This is a genomic window from Streptomyces sp. NPDC019531, assembly GCF_044903305.1.
GTDB lineage: Bacteria > Actinomycetota > Actinomycetes > Streptomycetales > Streptomycetaceae > Streptomyces.
Genome location: NZ_JBJDQL010000042.1, coordinates 18,288 through 35,322, shown reverse-complemented (window position 1 = coordinate 35,322; position 17,035 = coordinate 18,288). Strand labels below are relative to the sequence as shown.

Sequence of the window (17,035 nt, the reverse complement as noted above, 5' to 3'; positions counted from 1 at the left end):
CACCCCACAATCGAAACGCTCACGTTTCGATACCTCCGGAGCTACTCTGAATCTCACAAGAACGAAACCGTTTCGTTCAGCAGATTGTCCGCTGGGCGAGGATGGAGCACACGCCATGACCAGCATCCTCATCGCCACCGGCCAGGCACTTCAGCGTGTCGGCCTCCGCATGCTCCTGGAGTCCCAGCCCGACCTGACCGTCGTCGGCGAGGCGACGCACGGGCCGGACGCGGTCCGGCTGAGCAGCCTGCTGGGACCGGACGTCGTCCTGCTGGACGGCCGCAGCACCGACCCGGACACCGTCGAGACCGTCCGCCGTATCACCCAGGCTCCGGACGGGCCCGCCCCACACGTCCTGCTCCTCACCACGGGCGCCGACACCTATCCCTACGGCGCCCTGCGCGCCGGAGCCGCCGGACACCTTCCCGAGGACGCCACCGCCGAGGAACTGGTCGCCGCCGTCCGGGTCGTGGCCGCCGGTGACGTCGTGGTCTCCCCCGGACTGACCCGCGCGCTCATCGACGCCGTCCGCACCCAACGCGCCCTGGAGAGCCACGCTCCGGGCGAACGGCTGGACACCCTCACCGGACGCGAGCGCGACGTGCTCACCGCGGTGGCCTCCGGCGACTCCAACTCCGAGATCGCCGACCGTCTCTCCATCGCCCCGACCACCGTGAAGTCCCACATCAGCAACATCCTCACCAAGATCGGCGCCCGCGGCCGGGTCCAGGCTGTGGTCTTCGCCTACGAGTCGGGGCTGGTCCGACCGACCCAGCACGTCCTGCACGCCTGAGCCCTCTGATAGGTATCGGCCGAGACCCGCGAGGAAGGAGAGCCGATGCCCCCTGCTCCCCCGCCGCTCAGCTCCTACGTGGAGTCCTGGCACCCCTCCCCCGTCACGGACACGGACCCCCTTCCGCCCGGCCCGGCCGCGGCCGTCTCGGCCCTTCTCGACCTGCCGGAACCCGCCGCCCAGGCCGGAGACCCCCTGCCCCCGCTGTGGCAGTGGTTCCACTTCCTGCACTGGCCCGCCCAGCACTCGCTCGGCCCCGACGGGCACCTGCGTGACGCCCGCTTCCTGCCACCGATTCCCGACCGGCAGCGCATGTTCGCCGGCGGCCGCTGCGAGATCGTCGAGCCGTTGCGTGTCGGTGAGCCCGCCGAGCGCGTCAGCAGCCTCGGCGCCGTGACTGCAAAGCAGGGCCGCACCGGCGAACTGCTGTTCGTCACCGAGCGCCAGGAGTTCCGTCAGCACGGACGCCTGTGCCTGGTCGAGGAGCAGGACATCGTCTACCGGTCCGGCCATGCCGCCGGGCGGCACCCGGCCACGGTCGACGACCGGAGGGTGCCGGAAGGCGGCCGGAGCCCGTGGCGACTGCGGCTCCGGCCGGACCCGACCCTGCTCTTCCGGTTCAGCGCCCTGACGGCCAACGCCCATCGCATTCACTACGACGCCCCGTACTGCCGTGGCACCGAGGGCTACCCGGATCTCGTCGTGCACGGCCCGCTGCTGGCCCTGCTGATGCTGGAGCCGGTGCGCCGCAACTTCCCGGGACGGCGGGTGAGTTCGCTGGCGTACCGGCTGCACCGACCCGCGTTCGTCGGCGAACACCTGCTTGCCGAGGGCACGTTCACCGACGGGCGGGCGCGGCTTCACCTCGCCACCCATCGGGAGTCCGAGCACGCCACCGCCGAGGTCGCGTTCGTCGATCAGGCGGCCGTGTAGCCGAGTTGGCGTCGCATGTAGGGCGTCATGAGGGTCTTCGCCTTGGCCAGGGTGGTGGTGCGACCGCCCAGGACCGCGGTCTCGCCGCCCGGCACGGGCAGCATGGTCATCCCGTCGGCCGGGCCGAAGGGCACGATGAGCGGGGTGCGGTGGACGGGCCGGTAGAAGCGCGGCTCCTTGCGGTGCCGGCCCGAACTGTTCAGATGGGCGCGGATGTTCCAGGCGGCGAGGTCGGCCTGAGCGAGTGCGGCCGGGGTGATCTTGAGCTCGGTGGCGTCGTTGACGTCGCCGACCGCGAAGACGTCCAGCTGCCCCTCGGCCCGGAGCGCGCGGTCGACCTTCACATGCCCGGAGGGGTTCAGCCAGTCACCGTGCCCGCCGAGGCGCAGCCAGAGCGTGTTGGGGGTGGTGCCGGTGGCCCAGAAGGAGAGGTCGGCGGCGAGAACCCCGCCGTGGGCATCGCGGTAGGTGCCGAAGTCGTTGCCCGGGGACATGAAGGAGTCGAGCCGTACCTCCACGTCTTGAGCCTCCAGCCAGGCCCGCGCCCTGCGTCCGGCCCGCTCGCTGCCCGTGTTGCCGAGCAGCGCGGAACCGGAGTGCGCGAGCGTCACCCGGGCCTGAGGCCGGGCCAGCCGGATCTCGGCGCTGAGCTCGACACCGGAGGGCCCGCCACCGACGACGAGGATGTGCTCGGCCGAGGCGATCTTGTGCTGGTGCTCGTTGAAGGCCTTCATCGCCTCCTCGGTGGTACTCCCCGCGAACCGGGCCGGTGCCGGGTAGTCGGCGCCGGTGGCGATCACCACGACGTCGTACGGCAGCCTCGTCCCGTCGGCCAGCAGCACCCGGCGCTCGGCGGTGTCGATGGTGACCGCCTTGCCCAGGACGACCCGGCCGTGGCGCAGCAGCCGGTCGTAGGGGATGAAGGGGGTCACGGTCCACTCCTTGCGCACACCCGCGCGCAGGGAGGCAATACGGTGGAAGAAGACCTCCTTGCGGTCCACCAGCGTGACCCGTGCGGTCGCGTCCAGCCGTTTCGCCAGCCGCACACCCGCATAGCCGCCGCCGATCACCACTACGTCGCCGTCACTCACGCCGAGTCTCCTGAAACCGGGGGGGGGAGGGAGTGCCATGGCGGACGAGCCGCTCCCCCGTGCACTCGGATGCCGGTGAGCGTAACCCTTGAAACCTCAAGTGCCAGTCGGGTCTCGTGTGGTTTTAGTGAAGCTTTCAGAGACCACGATGTGTGATGTCCCTTCCGGTGACCGCGAGTTGGACCGACGCGCCGGCGAGGGCGGCGTGGGAGGTGCCGCCCTCCATGACCTGGAGACCGGTCGGCCCCGCGCGTCCGGCGGCCGCTCCGTGCGGGGCCTGTGCGGTGGCCGACGGCATCGTGGAGCTGCCGCGCGCGCGGGTTGCGGCGGCGATCCACATCATCGCCCTCGCATCCGTCCCTGGGGCGCGGCCGTGGAGCGTGGGCCCGCCTGCCGCGCCGCATGCGCCGCGTACCCGCGCGCCGTCCCGCTCCTGATGAGCAATCCGGCGCGGGCACCGCGCGTGCCGGCGCAGTACGAACCGGCGGTCGCACCGCTGCGGGTCGCGGGCTTCCCGCTGCCCGGCGTCATGCTGGTGATCGTCGTCCCGGGCTCCTTCCCCGACCGTCGCCGACACCCCGCGCCTGGCCGCGGCCCTGGCGAGGGTGGGCGAGAAACGCGCGGACCGCTCCTTCGGCCTCGCGCTGGAGGCGTTCCCGGAGCACGCTCGGCGCGGGCCGACGGTGCACGACGGCGAAGGTGTCAGCTGAGCTCGTAGTCGAACCGGATGCGGTGGGTGCCGTCCGCGTCGACCGCGAGGCTGCCGGTGCCGGAGATGCCCGCCAGGTCCCCGGTGCCGCTGGAGGGGACGACGGTGAAGAACTCCGCGGTGCGGTCGCTGCCCGAAGTCGTCGCCGAGTGGACGAAGTTGAAGGCGCCGGACCTGCCGTGCAGCGAGCCCTCGAAGGACTCCATTTCATGGGGCCCGACCATAGCGACCGGGTCTGACAATGCGTGCCTGGACGGCCCTGCCCTACTCCGGCGGGGTCGGCGTGTCGTGGGTCCGGTACATCGCCTGGACGTCCAGTTCCAGCTGAACCGTGGGACCGACGACCGCGATGCCCCGGGCCAGCATCGTGCGCCAGTTGAGGGTGTAGTCCTCGCGGTGCAGCTCAGCCGTGGCCAGGGCCGCGCAGCGCAGCTCCTCGCCGTAGCCGCCGTTCACCGTGCCCAGGTATGTCGTGTCCAGGGCCATGGAGCGGCTCACGCCGTGCATGGTCAGGGTGCCCTGGAGGGTCCACTTGCTGCCGCCTCGGTAGGCGAAGCGGGTGCTGACGAAATCGATGTGGGGAAAGCGCTTGACGTCGAGGAAGTCACCGGAGCGCAGATGGTTGTCGCGGGTGGTGTTGCCGGTCGTGATGCTTGAGGCGTCGATACGGACCTGGACGCGGGACTGCGCCATGTCCTGCGCGATCTGGACGCCGCCCTCGAAGCGCTCGAAGCGGCCGTGGACGTGGGCCATGCCGACGTGCTTGGCGATGAAGCGGATCGCGGTGTGCGGTGGGTCGAACAACCAGACGCCGGGCGAGGGCAGTTGGAGCGCCTGGGCCGGCTGCAGCCAGACCTGCTCGGTGGGCGTCACGACGTTCGGCGCGACGTCGACCGTCTCACGGTGCGGCTGGAGACCCTCGGCCGCGGCCATCAGGCTGTAGCGGCCGGGCGGCAGTACGGCGAGGAAGTAGCCGTAGGGGTCGGTCGTCCCGCGCGCCGCCACCCGGTGGGTGTCCAGGGCGGTGACGGTGACGTCCGCGCCCGCCATCGGCGAGCCCATGGGGTCGACGATCTCACGGGCAACGGCGCCCGCGCCGGGCGGGAGGGGGACGGAGAGGCCCGCCGCCTCGGCAAGGGCAGCCTTGGACCGCCGGCGCCGGAGGAGTGCGAGGGCCATGGTGTTCACCTTTCTTCAGGGGATTGCTGGTGAGGGACTCACGGTTGCCGTCCCTCGAACGCGGCCTGCAGGAGAGCCTGCACGCCGTCCGCCGTGACAGAACGCGGGTTGGCGTACGGCTGTTCCGCCACCTGTACGGCCGCCTCCGCCACGTCGGTCTCCTGGAGACCGAGTTCGGCAAGGGAGCGCGGTGCGCCGAGGCGTCCGGTCAGCTCCCACAGGGCATGTAACGGCTCGTCGGTGCCAAGTGCCCGTCTCAGCACGGTCAACGCCCCCGGGATCTCGGGAGCGTTGTAGGCGAGGGCGTACGGCAGGACGACGGTGTGGGTCTCGGCGTGCGGGAGTCCGAAGGTGCCGCCGAGGGCGTGGCACAGCTTGTGGTGCAGTCCCATGGTGGTGGAGCCGAGACAGGCCCCACAGAGCCATGCCGCGTAGAGCGCCTGTCCGCGCGCCTCCAGGTCTGCCGGTTCGGCGGCCAGTCGGGGCAGCGCCTCGGTCATCGCCCGGACGCCTTCCTCCGCCATCAGCGCGATCAGCGGGGAGGTGTCCGGGGCGTAGAGCGCCTCGACCGCGTGCGCGAGGGCGTTGATGCCGCTGGTCACGGTGAGGGGTACCGGCAGGGACAGGGTCAGTTCGGGGTCGTAGACGACACTGCGGGGCTGGACCTTCGGGTCACGGCCGGTGCGCTTGGCCCCACCCTCGGTCAGACCCCACACGGGGGTCATCTCGGAGCCCGAGTAGGTCGACGGCACAGCGATCAGCGGCAGTCCGGTGCGCAGGGCGATGGCCTTGCCCAGGCCGATCGAGGAACCGCCGCCGACCGCGACGATCCCGTCGGCCCCGGCCGCGCGTGCCGCCTCGACGGCCCGGTCGGCGTCCTCGACGGGTACGTGCATGCGGGCCTCGGGGTGCAGCCCCGCGCAGGAGTCGCCGAGCGCGTCCGCCACCGCCCGGGCGACCTCCTCGCCCCGGCTGCCGCACACCACCAACAGCCGTGACAGGCCCAGGTGTTCGGCCTCGCCCGGGGTCGCGGTCACAGCGGCGCCGGGCCGGAAGACGACCCGGCCGGGTCGGCTCTCGTAGGTGAAGTCGCCCGAGAACGTCATGCGGTGGGCTCCAGTACCAGGTCGAAGCGGGCGTGCCGGAAGGGGTTCGGCATGCCGAACTCCGCGGCCAGGGACGGGTCGTCGGTCGTGGCGAAGTCCTGCACCAGGCTCTTCTTCACGGCGAAGACGGCGTCGGAGTCGAGGTAGTCACCGCCCGCGACGAAGATGTGCGTGGTGACAGGGGTGTGTCCTTCGGCCCCGGCGATGAAGTGGATGTGCGCGGGCCGGTAGGGATGCCGTCCGGTGGCGCGGAGCAGGTCGCCGACCGGTCCGTCGGTGGGGATCGGGTAGGGCGCCGGGACGCAGGTGCGGAACCAGAAGCGGCCCTCGGCGTCGGCGGTGAACAGTCCGCGCCCGTTGCCCGCGGGCTGTACGTCGGGCTGCTGGACATCGTAGAAGCCCTGGTCGTCGGCCTGCCAGACATCGAGGACGGCACCGGGCAGCGCAGTGCCGTCGGCGGACAGGACCCGCCCGCTGACCACGCACGGCTCGGTGCCGCCCACCAGGTCGATGTCCTCGCCGAGTTCACGGACGGGCGACTCGGTCATGTGGAAGGGCCCGAGCACGGTGGACTCGGTGGCGCCCTGCACGCGGTCGCCGTTGACCGTCTCGACGAGCATGGAGACGCCGAGGACGTCCGAGAGGAGGATGAACTCCTGCCGGGTGGCGGTGCACTGCTGCCCGGTCGCCGTCAGGAAGGCGATCGCCTTCTCCCACTCCTGCTGGGTGAGCCGGGTCTCGCGCACGAAGTCGTGCAGATGGCCGATGAGACCGGCGAGCAGCTCACGCAGGCGTGGGTCGGCGGTCGTATGGAGGCTGGCGACGGCCTCCTCGGTGACGCTGGCTCCGATCGCGTCGGTGGTCATCCCGGCTCCTCGTCCTCGACGGCGTTCCGCTTCTGCCATGGTCGCGCGTCTTCAGCCGTGACCGAGGATTCGCCGCAGCGCGTCCGTGAGCAGCGTTTCGGCGTCCGGGGCCGCGGTCGCGTGGCGGAAGGCGACGAAGCCGTCGGGCCGTACGAGCAGGGCGCCCGCGTCGGAGATTCCGCTCAGCCGCGCCCAGTCGCCGTACGGGTCGTCGTACTCCTGTCCGGGCCCGACGACCACGGTGGCGATCTCGACGTCCTGCGCCTCGGCGGCCCGGATCCAGCCCTCGCCGCCGATGCCGGTGAGGAGGGTGAAGCGGCCCTTGCCGACCGTGTCCAGGGTGGACACGGTGCGGGTGCCCGAGGTGAGCCAGGCGTGCGGGATACGGGCGCCGGGGCGGGAGGTGGGCTGGTGGTGGAGTTCGGGGTCGCGGGCGAAGGTCTCCTCGCCGGAGCCGTCGGGGACGATCGCCTCCGAGGCGTAGCGCTGGTTGAGGTCGACGCCGTGCGCGTTGAACTCGTACACCTTGAAGGCGATGGCCTCGCGCAGCTTCGCCCGCTGCTTCTCGGCGGCCTCGGTGGCGTCCTTGCGGGCGGCGATGTTGGCCCACAGCTGCTCAGGGGTCTGCGGGGAGAGTCCGTCGAGGGCCTCGAAGATGGGCGCGGTCTCGCCGATGGACTGGTTGGCGCGGGTGACGACCTGCTTGCCGATCGGGGCGCGTTCGGCGGTGTAGGTGTCGAGGAGCTTCGGGGCGGCGGTGCCGTCGAGGACGAGCTTCAGCTTCCAGGCGAGGTTGTAGGAGTCCTGGATGGAGGTGTTGGAGCCGAGGCCGTTGGACGGCGGGTGGCGGTGGGTGGCGTCCCCGGCGCAGAAGACCCGGCCGTTGGAGTAGGTCTCGGCGTACATCTCGTTGACGGTCCAGGCCCCGGACGACTTGACGGTCACCGGGATCTCGTCGTCGCCGACCAGCTGCCGCACGACGGCCTCGGCGTACTCGGTGGTCAGGTCGGGGGCGCCCGCCGTGACGTCGTACCCCCACACGATCAGCCACTCGTTCCACGGCCGCACACAGCGCACCAGGCCGGCACCGATGCCGCCGACGGTGGCGCCCGGGGCGAGCACCCAGTAGAGGGTGGAGGGCCGATGGGCGGTGTACTTCGCCAGGTCCGCCTCGAAGACGATGTTGATGCTGCCGGCCACGCCCATCTGGCCGCCCATCGGCAGCCCGGCGTCCTCGGCGACCCTGGAGCGGCCGCCGTCCGCGCCGATCAGGTACTTGGCGCGGATCTGGTACGTGTCCCCCCGCAGCCGGTCCCGGACGGTGGCCGTCACGCCGTCGGCGTCCTGGATGTGGGAGAGGTACTCGGTCTGGAAGCGCAGGCTGGTACCGCGGGCGACGGCCGCGTCGACGAGGACCGGTTCCATGAGGTGCTGCGGCATGTCGCACATACGGGTGGGGCTGGCGAGGTCGTGGGCGGCCTGGACGAGCGGGTCGTTGCCCCAGGAGCGCACCCGGCCCAGTTCCTCGCCGGCCAGGCTGGTGCAGAAGGTGGTGTTGCCCATCAGGTGCTGCGGGGTCGCCTGCGCGACGACGTCCTGTTCGACGCCGAGATCGCGCAGGACCTCCATCGTGCGCTGGTTGGTGATGTGCGCGCGGGGTGTGTCGGCGAGGCTCGCGTAGCGGGTGACGACGATGTTGGGCACGTCGTAGGTGCTCAGGGCGAGCGCGGCCGAGGCTCCGGCCGGGCCGCTGCCTACGATCAGGACGTCGGTCTCGACGGCGGTTGGCACGGGGAGGCTCCTGGCGGGGGTAACACGGACACCGGACAATAGTGATCATGGTGCGGTGTGCCGCGGTCCGGGTGTCTCATTACGAGACACCCGGGCCAGGGGTCACGCTCGGACGAGCAGGTCCGTGATCCTGCCGCCGGGTACGTGGCCGCGGCGGTGACGGAGGTCGCGTGTCGCCGTCAGAGGTCCCGTCGGTCACGCGATACCCAAAACGCACTCCGCAGGGCACTCCACCCCTGCGGCAGTCGTTGCCTGTTCAACCGAACCCGCTACGGTGGGTACGTCGTGACCACCACAGAGCCCTCCCCCGCAGTCCACGCCCTCCCGCCGCTGAGAGTGGCGCGCGAGCGCTTCCTGTCCGGGTGCCCGCTGCCCGACGGTGTGCCGGAGGAGGTGCTCGCGGCCTGGCGGCGGGCACGCTTCTTCGGCGTACCGCACGACTTGAAGGAGCAGGTCGTGGAGCCGCCCCGGCCGATCGAGTCACCGCTGCTCGGCGCCGCCCGTCCAGTGCTCGAACGGATCGCCCCCGCCCTGGGACCCGGAAGCTCCATCCTGGTCCTCACCGACGCGCGACTGCGCGTCCTGTGGACGTCCGGGAGCCCGCCCGGGCTCGTCCTGTGCCCCGGGCTTTCGGAGCAGGAGGTCGGCCACAACAGCGCGGCCCTCGCACTGCGCAGCCGGCGCCGGGCCGAGGTGCACGGGCCCGAGCACTTCCTCGACGTCTGGCAGGACGTGTCCGCGGTCAGCGTCCCGGTGCTCGCGCCGAAGAGCGGACAGGCACTCGGCACCCTCACCGTCGCCTCGCATCTGTGCGGCGGATACCCGCCCCACCCGCAGGCGGCGCTCGCCGAGGCAGCCGCCGCCGCGGTGGAGGCCGAACTGCTCGCCCGGGCCGGACGGCCCGAACAGGTCCTCATGGACGCCTACTTGCGAGCAGCCCGCGGTGAAGACCGCGCGGCGGCCGTACTGGACGGTCGCAACCGCCTGATCAGTGCGGCGGCCGAGCGGCTGGCAACTCCGGAGGTGCTCAGGGTTCTTGAACGTACGGCGGTGGCGGCACGGCAGGCGGACATGGACGTGCCGACCGTCGCCGAACTGCCCGAGGGGTCCGGGTGCACCGCCCGGATCGACATGGTGCGGCAGGACGGGGTGGTCCTGGGGATCGTGGCCGTCCTGGAGCCGCAGGACGAGAGCGCGCCCCGGCCCCGGCCGCGCCGCCCGCTCCCCTTCCTGACCGGCTCCTCCCTTCCGTGGCGGTACGCCGTCGAGCGCGCCGCCGAGCTGGCCCGATCTCCCGAACCCCTGCTCCTGACCGGTGAACGCGGCACGGGGAAGACCGTGCTGGCCCGCGAGTTGCTGGGTCCGGTCCCTGTCCAGGTCGTCGACGCGGCCGAGGACGGCGCACTCGAAGCGGACCTGGCCGAGCGGGGCGCGGAGAACCCTCTTCTCATCCGGCACGCCGAGCGGCTGACACAGCCCGCCGTGGCCACGCTCAACTCCCTGCTCGACGCGCACCCGGACACCCCGCTGCTGCTCACCCACACCCCCGGCACACCACCCGGCCCATGCCTGCAACGGCTCCTCGACAAGCTGGCGGCGCGCACCGTCACTCTGCCGCCACTGCGTGAACGCACCGAGGACCTACGGGAGTTGCTGTCGGCCCTCACTCCGCGTCCGGCGCCGGGAAGGCCCCCGCTGACCTGGACCCTGGACGCCCTGCGCGCGCTCGAACAGCATCCGTGGCCCGGGAACGTCACCGAACTCGCCCACGTCGTGCAGGCGTTGGCGGAACACCGACGCGCCTCAGGGCCGGTCCGCCGGGCCGAACTGCCGGACGTCGTGCGGGAAGGCCCTGCCGTCCGCCCGCTCAGCCCGATGGAACACGCCGAGCGCGCAACGATCCTCGACACCCTGCACCGCCACGGGGGCAACAAGTCCCGCGCGGCCGCGGCACTGGGCATCGGCCGGGCGACGCTGTACCGCAAGCTGCGGGGCTACGAGGGGTGAGGACGGACCCCGTGGCGGAAGGTCGCGGGGAGTGCTCAGGACGCCCTCCGCGGCTCCGGTGGCGGATGCTCCAGGCGCTCCAGGGCGAACCGCATCGCGTGCTCGGCGCCATCAGCACCGCGGCCGCAGCGGACCGGCGACACGGTCACGCCCACCCGCCGAGGGCATCGAGACGCCGGCGGCCCAGGGCACGGCCGTGAACCGAAGGGGCCAGGATCGGCGGGGCGCTGCTCCGGGCCGAAGGGGGCCTGCATACCGTAGAGGGAGATCACCACCTGCCCGGGAGCACGCATGACCGGTAGCCGCCGCAAGAGACCCGGCGACAGCTTCGACACCATCGAGCCTCCGGGCGATGTCGAGCTGGTCGCCGCGGTGCTGACGGTGACCGGTCTGGTGGAGTTTCTCGGCGTGCTGTCCGGGTCCGAGGTGTGGCTGCTCGGACTCCTGGTGTTCCTGCCGGGTGCCGCCTCCGCGCTGGGCACGGTCCGGCAGACGACCTTCGTCGCCGTGTGGACGACCTTCGTCGTCACCGCCAGTGTGCTGCTGCGGGACCGCGACTCGGGGCACTGGTTCGACCGGCTGCTGCTGATCCTCTTCACCCTCGCCCTGGCCTCGACCTCCGTCTACGGATGTCACCGGCGGATCAGACGCGAGCACGCGATGCTGCGCCTGCGCTCCACGGCGGCGGCCATGCAGCGGCACATCCTGCACCCGCTCCCCCTGCTCACCGACGACGTCCTGGTCAACGGCGTCTACGAGCCGTTGCAGGAGGACCGGCTCGTCGGCGGCGACATCTACGACGTCGTCGACTCGCCCTTCGGGACCCGGGTGCTGATCGGGGACGTGCAGGGCAAGGGTCTGGCGGCCGTGGGCGCCGCGTTCGCCGTCATCGGCGCCTTCCGGGAGGCGGCCCACCGCGAGCCCACTCTCACCGCGCTCGTGGACGTCCTGGACGCGGCGGTCGTGCGGCACAACTCGTATGCCGCGCACACCGGCGACGACGAGCGCTTCGTCACCGCCCTGATCGTCTGCGTCGATGTGGAGACCGAGGTGCAGGCGGTCAACTGCGGACACGTCCTGCCACATGTGCTGTACGACGGAAGGGTCAGCACGCCCGACCTGGAGCCCGGCGTCCCCCTGGGCCTGGCCGAGCTCGCCCACGAGCCCACCACCGTGGGCTGGTTCGAGTTCCCCGAGGGCGCGACGCTGCTGCTGAGCACCGACGGTCTGACGGAGACGCGGTCCGCGGACGGCGCGTTCTACCCGGTCGACGAGCGGCTGTCGGAATACATCGGCATCTCCCCCACCGAGCTGCCGCAGGCCCTGCACGACGACGCCCGCGTGTTCGCCGACCGCGGCGGCCCGCACGACGACGTGGCCGTCCTGACGGTCCGCCGCTCCCGGCACCTCTGAGACGAGGTCCGGTCGCCGTAGCATCGGCGTCATGGACAAGCTTCCGCCGCTGACCGACGGCTCTCTGGACGAGGAGGCGGACGGGTTCCAGCAGTTCCGGCACAGGCACGAACCCGGGTGCCGCGGCCCAGGGCCTGTCCCGCGGATCATGCCGGCGTCGCGGGGCCTGGCACGCACTCCCCCACTGCCTCAAAAGCGTGGGAGGACCGCCATGGCCCCGCTCGACTCGGCCCACCAGCGTGGCTTCTTGCAGCCGGCCTGATCCGCCGGACGGGCACTAGCCTCCGAACTGGTGCTTGAGGAAGGCCCCCGACCACGCCATCAGGTCGGCGGGGACGTAGTAGCCCTTCTCGTCGTTCACGGCGTCCCAGTTCCCGGCGATGTCCTCGATGGAGGCGGGTCCGCCCTCGTGGGTGTAGCCCTCGGTGGAGGCGATGAACAGCCGCGCGAAGCGGCCCGCCCCGGCCGTGTAGATCTCCCCGCTGACCGGGCAGCTCTCGTGCGCGAGGTAGGCGACCATGGGCGCGACCGCCTCGGACGGCATGTACGGCTGTCCTTCCGCGGGCTGCTCGGGCTCCTCCTCCGGGCCGCCGCCCATCCGGGTCATCGCGGCCGGCGCGATCAGGTTGACCTTGATGTTGTGCGGCTCGCCGGCCAGTTTCGCGCTGCGGGCCAGGCCGATCGTGCCGCCCTTGGCCGCCGCGTACGACAGGTTGTTCGGCAGCCCGAGAACCCCGCTGGACGTGGTCAGGACGACACGGCCGTAGCTCTGCTCCACGAAGTGCGGCCAGGCGGCCCGCAGGGTGTTGAAGGAGCCGATCAGGTGGACGGCGAGGTGCCGTTCGAGGTTGTCGAGGTCGATGTCGGGCAGCCCCGCCCACCGGATGATCCCGGCGTTGTTGACGAGGATGTCGATCCGCCCGAAGTTCTCGATCGCGGAGTCGACGATCGCCTTGCCGCCCGCCTCCGTGGACACGTCGTGGGTGTCGGCGACGGCCTCGCCACCGGCGGCCCTGATCTCGTCGACCACCTTCTGGGCGGGGCCGGTGTCGGTGCCCTCGCCCTCCATCGAGCCGCCGAGGTCGTTGACGACGACCTTGGCGCCCCGCGCCGCGAGCAGCCGGGCGTGGGCCCGGCCGATGCCCCGGCCGGCGCCGGTGACGACCGCCACGCGTCCGTCGAAGGTGAACTCGCTCATGAGTGACTCCGTACGTTCTCGGGCGGTGTCCGGCGGCTCCGGGCGCCCTGGACTGAAGGGACCTACCAGGTGACCGGCAGCTCGGCGACGCCGAAGGCGAGGGCGTCGGCCGGGCGGAACACCAGTTCGTCACGGTCGACCGCCAGGCGCAGGGTGGGGATGCGCCGGTAGAGGGTGCTGTAGACGACCTGGAGTTCGATACGGGCGAGCTGCTGGCCGAGGCACTGGTGGATGCCCCAGCCGAAGGCGTGGTGGTGGCGGGCGTCGCGGGTGAGGTCGAGCTTCTCCGGCTCGGGGAACGCGTCGGGGTCCCAGTTGCCCGCGGGCAGCGGAACGACGATGCCGTCCCCGGCCTTGATCTGCACGCCCTCGAACTCGAAGTCCTCACGGGCGATGCGGCGCTGCCCGAACATGGCGACGGTCAGATACCGCAGAAGCTCCTCGACGGCGGCGGCCGCGTCCTTCGAGTCCTCGATCTCACGCAGCCGTGCCAGCTCGTCCGGGTTGTCCAGCAGCAGACCGGTGCCCAGCGTGATCATGGTGGCGCTGGTCTCGTGACCGGCGATCAACAGGATCATGGACAGCAGGGTGGCCTCGGGGAGGGTGAGATCGCCGTCCCTGACCCGCGCGGCGAAGTCCGAGAGCACGTCCTCGGCCGGCTCCTCGATCTTCTTCTGGATCAGCCCGGCCAGGTACCCGCCCAACGCCTCGTTCGCCGCCGCCTGTTCCTCGTGGGTCTTGTCGCTCCTGGTGGCGAGGGAGGCGTGCTTCTGGAAGAAGGCGTGGTCGTCGTACGGCACCCCGAGCAGCGCGCAGATCATCAGCGAGGGGAGCGGCAGCGACAGCGCGTGGGCCAGGTCCACCGGCTTCGGGCCGGCGAGCATCTCGTCGATGAGCTGGTCGGTGAACTTCTGGATCTCCGGACGCAGCGCCTCCATCCGGGCGCGGGTGAAGGGGCGCGTCATCATGCGGCGGATCCGCGTGTGGTCGGCGCCGTCCGCGTTGAAGATGGTGAGCGGGTAGTGCGGGGCGGCCTCCGCCATGGACGCGTTCGGGTAGGGGAATCCGGGCTGTTTGTCGTCCGAGCTGACCCGGGGGTCGGACAGGATCGCGCGCTGCGCGGCATGCCCCGTGACGAGCCAGGGAGTGCTGCCGTCCCAGATCCGGGCCCGGGTGACGGGTGCCTCGTCGTTCAGGGCGCGCAGTCCAGGCGCCGGGGCGAAGGGGCACTTGGCGTCCCGGTCGTCCTGGTAGTAGTAGATCTGCTCGTCGGTGGTGGGGTGGATGGCTGCCTCGGCCATGGGTTCTTCCTCCTGCTGAACTGTGGGGGGCGGAGCGTCTATTCCTCGATGCGGATCGCCAGCGCGGGGCACACCGCGGCCGCGTTGCGGACGTCGTCGGCCAGCTCCGCTGGAGGGTTCTCGTCGAGGACGACGACGATGCCGTCGTCCTCACGCTGGTCGAACACGTCCATGGCGGCGGACACGCACTGTCCGGCGGCGACGCACTTCTCCTCGTCGACGACAACCTTCATGGGTCTCTCCTGGTGGTTCAGTGGGTGGGGACGGGCGCGGTCCGCAGGGCGTCGACGATCTCCTGACGGCGCAGGCGGGCCTGCTTCGGCATGTTCCAGCCGAGGACGCCGGTGACCCGGCCGTCGACGCGGTACCGCGCGACGAACCGCCGGGCCGCCAAGTCCCCCTCGACGACGTTCACTTCGGCGTCGGCGGGCAGGAAGCCGTGGACCTGGAGCTTGGCGTCGTACTGGTCGGTCCAGAAGTACGGCACCGGCAGGTAGGGCTGTTCGGCACCGAGGATGTTGGCGGCGACGGCCATGGCCTGATCCGTGGCGTTCGTACGGTTCTCCAGGCGGACCAGTCTGCCGAGTTGCTCGTGGTGGAAGCGGGCCACGTCGCCGACGGCGTAGATCCCCTCCTCCGCCCGGCACCACGCGTCGCACACCACGCCGTTGTCCAGTTCGAGCCCGCTGTCCATGAGCCAGTCCGTGGCCGGTACGGCGCCGATCGCGACGACCACCACATCGGCCGGCAGCACCTCTCCGGTGCCGAGTTCCACGCCGGTGACGCGGCCGTCCGTGCCGGTCAGGCCGGTGACGCCGGTGCCCAGCCGGAGCCGTACGCCCTGTTCGGTGTGCAGGTCGGCGAGCAGGCCCGACACCAGCGGACCGACCTGGAGGGCCATCGGCGCGGCCAGCGGGCCGGTGAGGGTCACGTCCAGGTCCAACTTGCGTGCGGTGGCGGCGATCTCGGACCCGAGGACGCCCTCGCCGACGACCACCAGCCGGGATCCGGCCAGCAGGTCCTCGCGCAGGGCCAGCGAGTCGTCGAGGGTGCGCAGCACATGGACGCCGGCGAGGCCCTCGTGGCCGGGAAGGGTCCGTGCCCGCACGCCGGTGGCGATGACGAGCGTGTCCGCCCGCAGTTCGCGCCCGGACTCGGTGCGTACGGTTCGGGTCGCCGTGTCCAGGTCGACCGCGCGGTCGCCGAGGACGAACTCGGCGTCCAGTCCCGCCAGGACGTCCCCGGTGCGCAGGGTGGCCCGGTCCGGCTCCCAGTCGCCCGACAGGACCTGCTTGGACAGCGGCGGGCGGTCGTAGGGTGCGTGCGGCTCGTCGCCGAGGACCGTGACCGTCCCCGTGTGCCCCTTGCGGCGGAGCGCCTCGACCGTGGTGAGGCCGGCCGCGGAGGCGCCGACCACCAGGATGTTCTCCGTGCTCATGCGAGGTAGCGCCCGCCGTTCGTGCTCAGGGTCTGGCCGGTGACGTAGCTCGCCTCCTCGGAGGCCAGGTAGGCCACGGCGTGGGCGACGTCCTCGGGGGTGCCGGCCCGCTTCATCGGCATGGTGGCGGCGATGGCCTCGACGTCGATGGGGCCCTGGCGCACCAGCGGGGTGTCGATGAAGCCGGGCGGGACGTGGTTGACGGTGATCCCCTTGTCGATGTACTCGACCGCGAGCGCCCGGGTCAGTCCGATGACCCCGCCCTTGGAGGCCGCGTAGTGCGCCATGGCGGGGGCGCCGGTCTGCGCGGACGACGAGGAGATGTTGACGATCCGGCCCCAGCCGGCGGCGAGCATGTCGGGCACCAGTTCCCTGGTGACCAGGAACGGTCCCTTGAGGTTGATCGCCATCATGCGGTCCCAGGCGTCCTCGGCGATGTCCGTGAACGGCTGGTAGGCGGTCGTGCCCGCGTTGTTGACGAGGATGGTGACCGGGCCGAGCTCGGCGCGGGTCCGTGCGGCGGACGCGGCCACCGCGGCGGCGTCGGCGGCGTCCCCGCCCACGGCGATCGCCCGGCCGCCCGCCTCGTTGATCGTGGCGGCGGTCTTCTCGGCGCCCTCGACGTTCAGGTCCCACACGGCGACCGCGGCGCCCTTGGCCGCCAGCACGGTCGCGATCCCCTGGCCGATGCCGCGGGCGGCACCCGTGACGACCGCGACCTTTCCCTTGAGTGACATGGTGTGCTCCTCGTGTGCCTGCGGCCCTAGCCGGCCAGTGCTGTGCGGGCCGCCGTACGGGCCGCGGTCGCGCGGGGGTAGCCGGCGTATCCGGCGGAGTGGTAGATGACCTCGGCCAGTTCGTCCTCGGTGAGGCCGTTGGTCAGGGCGATCCGGAAGTGGGTGGTCAGCTCGGACTCGGCACCGAGCGCGATCAGGATTCCGAGGGTGACCAGGCTGCGGTCGCGTTTGCTGAGCCCCTCCCGGGCCCACAGCGAGCCGAAGACCGTCGTCAGACCGATCTCGACGAGCTCCTCGCCCAACTTGCCGTCGCGCAGGTCGATGTCGCCCTCGGGGAACACGCCGGGCAGTATCGCGCGCAGGACCTTGAGGCCTTCGGCCCGCAGATCGGACCCGGTCCCGGGTTCCTTGACGTCCTTGTCGGTCATACGCGGCTCCTGCGTCGTGAGAAGGCGGCCATCGCCCCTAGCGAA

Annotated in this window: 16 protein-coding genes and 1 pseudogene; 4 read left to right on the top strand and 13 right to left on the bottom strand. The window is 71.6% G+C overall.

Annotation, left to right across the window (positions count from 1 at the left end; all coding sequences use genetic code 11):
* Positions 1-115 precede the first annotated feature (115 nt).
* The gene (locus ACI2L1_RS35070) at positions 116-793 is read left to right on the top strand and encodes a LuxR C-terminal-related transcriptional regulator (RefSeq protein ID WP_404743458.1); all 678 of its coding nucleotides are present in this window, start codon (positions 116-118) and stop codon (positions 791-793) included.
* Positions 794-838: 45 nt separating this feature from the next.
* Positions 839-1,726, top strand: coding sequence for a hypothetical protein (locus tag ACI2L1_RS35065; RefSeq protein WP_404743457.1), 888 nt, complete (start codon positions 839-841; stop codon positions 1,724-1,726).
* On the opposite strand, the gene ACI2L1_RS35060 is transcribed toward ACI2L1_RS35065, so the two are convergent.
* From ACI2L1_RS35060 to ACI2L1_RS35030, 7 genes and pseudogenes are all read right to left on the bottom strand, one after another.
* Positions 1,711-2,817 (bottom strand): NAD(P)/FAD-dependent oxidoreductase, encoded by a 1,107-nt coding sequence (locus tag ACI2L1_RS35060; RefSeq protein WP_404743456.1) that lies wholly within the window; start codon positions 2,815-2,817, stop codon positions 1,711-1,713. The genes ACI2L1_RS35065 and ACI2L1_RS35060 overlap by 16 nt on opposite strands.
* 136 nt (positions 2,818-2,953) lie before the next feature.
* Positions 2,954-3,160 (bottom strand): hypothetical protein, encoded by a 207-nt coding sequence (locus tag ACI2L1_RS35055; protein ID WP_404743455.1) that lies wholly within the window; start codon positions 3,158-3,160, stop codon positions 2,954-2,956.
* 359 nt (positions 3,161-3,519) lie between these two features.
* Positions 3,520-3,732, bottom strand: a pseudogene (locus tag ACI2L1_RS35050) (DUF3224 domain-containing protein); the annotation flags it as partial.
* A gap of 58 nt (positions 3,733-3,790) precedes the next feature.
* On the bottom strand, positions 3,791-4,705 hold the full coding sequence (locus ACI2L1_RS35045; RefSeq protein ID WP_404743454.1) for a YceI family protein: 915 nt from the start codon (positions 4,703-4,705) through the stop codon (positions 3,791-3,793).
* A 38-nt stretch (positions 4,706-4,743) separates the two neighbouring features.
* Positions 4,744-5,811 carry a maleylacetate reductase gene (locus tag ACI2L1_RS35040; protein WP_404743453.1) on the bottom strand — a complete coding sequence of 356 codons (1,068 nt, stop codon included), beginning with the start codon at positions 5,809-5,811 and terminating at the stop codon, positions 4,744-4,746.
* On the bottom strand, positions 5,808-6,677 hold the full coding sequence (locus tag ACI2L1_RS35035) for a dioxygenase (RefSeq protein ID WP_404743452.1): 870 nt from the start codon (positions 6,675-6,677) through the stop codon (positions 5,808-5,810). The genes ACI2L1_RS35040 and ACI2L1_RS35035 overlap by 4 nt, the downstream gene beginning before the upstream one ends.
* A gap of 51 nt (positions 6,678-6,728) precedes the next feature.
* Positions 6,729-8,468: an FAD-dependent oxidoreductase gene (locus tag ACI2L1_RS35030; RefSeq protein WP_404743451.1), complete on the bottom strand. Its 1,740-nt coding sequence runs from the start codon at positions 8,466-8,468 to the stop codon at positions 6,729-6,731.
* A gap of 285 nt (positions 8,469-8,753) precedes the next feature.
* Between ACI2L1_RS35030 and ACI2L1_RS35025 the strand changes: the two genes are divergently transcribed.
* Both ACI2L1_RS35025 and ACI2L1_RS35020 read left to right on the top strand, forming a co-directional pair.
* A complete protein-coding gene (locus ACI2L1_RS35025; RefSeq protein WP_404743450.1) occupies positions 8,754-10,475 on the top strand; it encodes a helix-turn-helix domain-containing protein in 1,722 nt (573 codons plus the stop codon).
* A gap of 291 nt (positions 10,476-10,766) precedes the next feature.
* Entirely contained in the window at positions 10,767-11,888 is a 1,122-nt protein-coding gene (locus ACI2L1_RS35020; protein WP_404743449.1) for a PP2C family protein-serine/threonine phosphatase, read from the top strand.
* A 277-nt stretch (positions 11,889-12,165) separates the two neighbouring features.
* Here ACI2L1_RS35020 and ACI2L1_RS35015 read toward each other — a convergent pair whose 3' ends face one another.
* The 6 genes from ACI2L1_RS35015 to ACI2L1_RS34990 all read right to left on the bottom strand — a co-directional run bounded on the left by ACI2L1_RS35015 (position 12,166) and on the right by ACI2L1_RS34990 (position 16,990).
* Positions 12,166-13,086, bottom strand: a complete 921-nt coding sequence (locus ACI2L1_RS35015; RefSeq protein WP_404743448.1) for an SDR family NAD(P)-dependent oxidoreductase — start codon at positions 13,084-13,086, stop codon at positions 12,166-12,168.
* A gap of 62 nt (positions 13,087-13,148) precedes the next feature.
* Positions 13,149-14,387, bottom strand: coding sequence for a cytochrome P450 (locus ACI2L1_RS35010; RefSeq protein ID WP_404743447.1), 1,239 nt, complete (start codon positions 14,385-14,387; stop codon positions 13,149-13,151).
* A gap of 38 nt (positions 14,388-14,425) precedes the next feature.
* Complete coding sequence (locus ACI2L1_RS35005) at positions 14,426-14,620, bottom strand: ferredoxin (RefSeq protein ID WP_164429384.1); 195 nt, start codon at positions 14,618-14,620, stop codon at positions 14,426-14,428.
* A 17-nt stretch (positions 14,621-14,637) separates the two neighbouring features.
* On the bottom strand, positions 14,638-15,825 hold the full coding sequence (locus ACI2L1_RS35000) for an NAD(P)/FAD-dependent oxidoreductase (RefSeq protein WP_404743446.1): 1,188 nt from the start codon (positions 15,823-15,825) through the stop codon (positions 14,638-14,640).
* Positions 15,822-16,562, bottom strand: coding sequence for an SDR family NAD(P)-dependent oxidoreductase (locus tag ACI2L1_RS34995; protein WP_404743445.1), 741 nt, complete (start codon positions 16,560-16,562; stop codon positions 15,822-15,824). Before ACI2L1_RS34995 ends, ACI2L1_RS35000 begins: the two co-directional genes overlap by 4 nt.
* A 26-nt stretch (positions 16,563-16,588) precedes the next feature.
* The gene (locus ACI2L1_RS34990) at positions 16,589-16,990 is read right to left on the bottom strand and encodes a carboxymuconolactone decarboxylase family protein (protein WP_404743444.1); all 402 of its coding nucleotides are present in this window, start codon (positions 16,988-16,990) and stop codon (positions 16,589-16,591) included.
* Positions 16,991-17,035 lie beyond the last annotated feature (45 nt).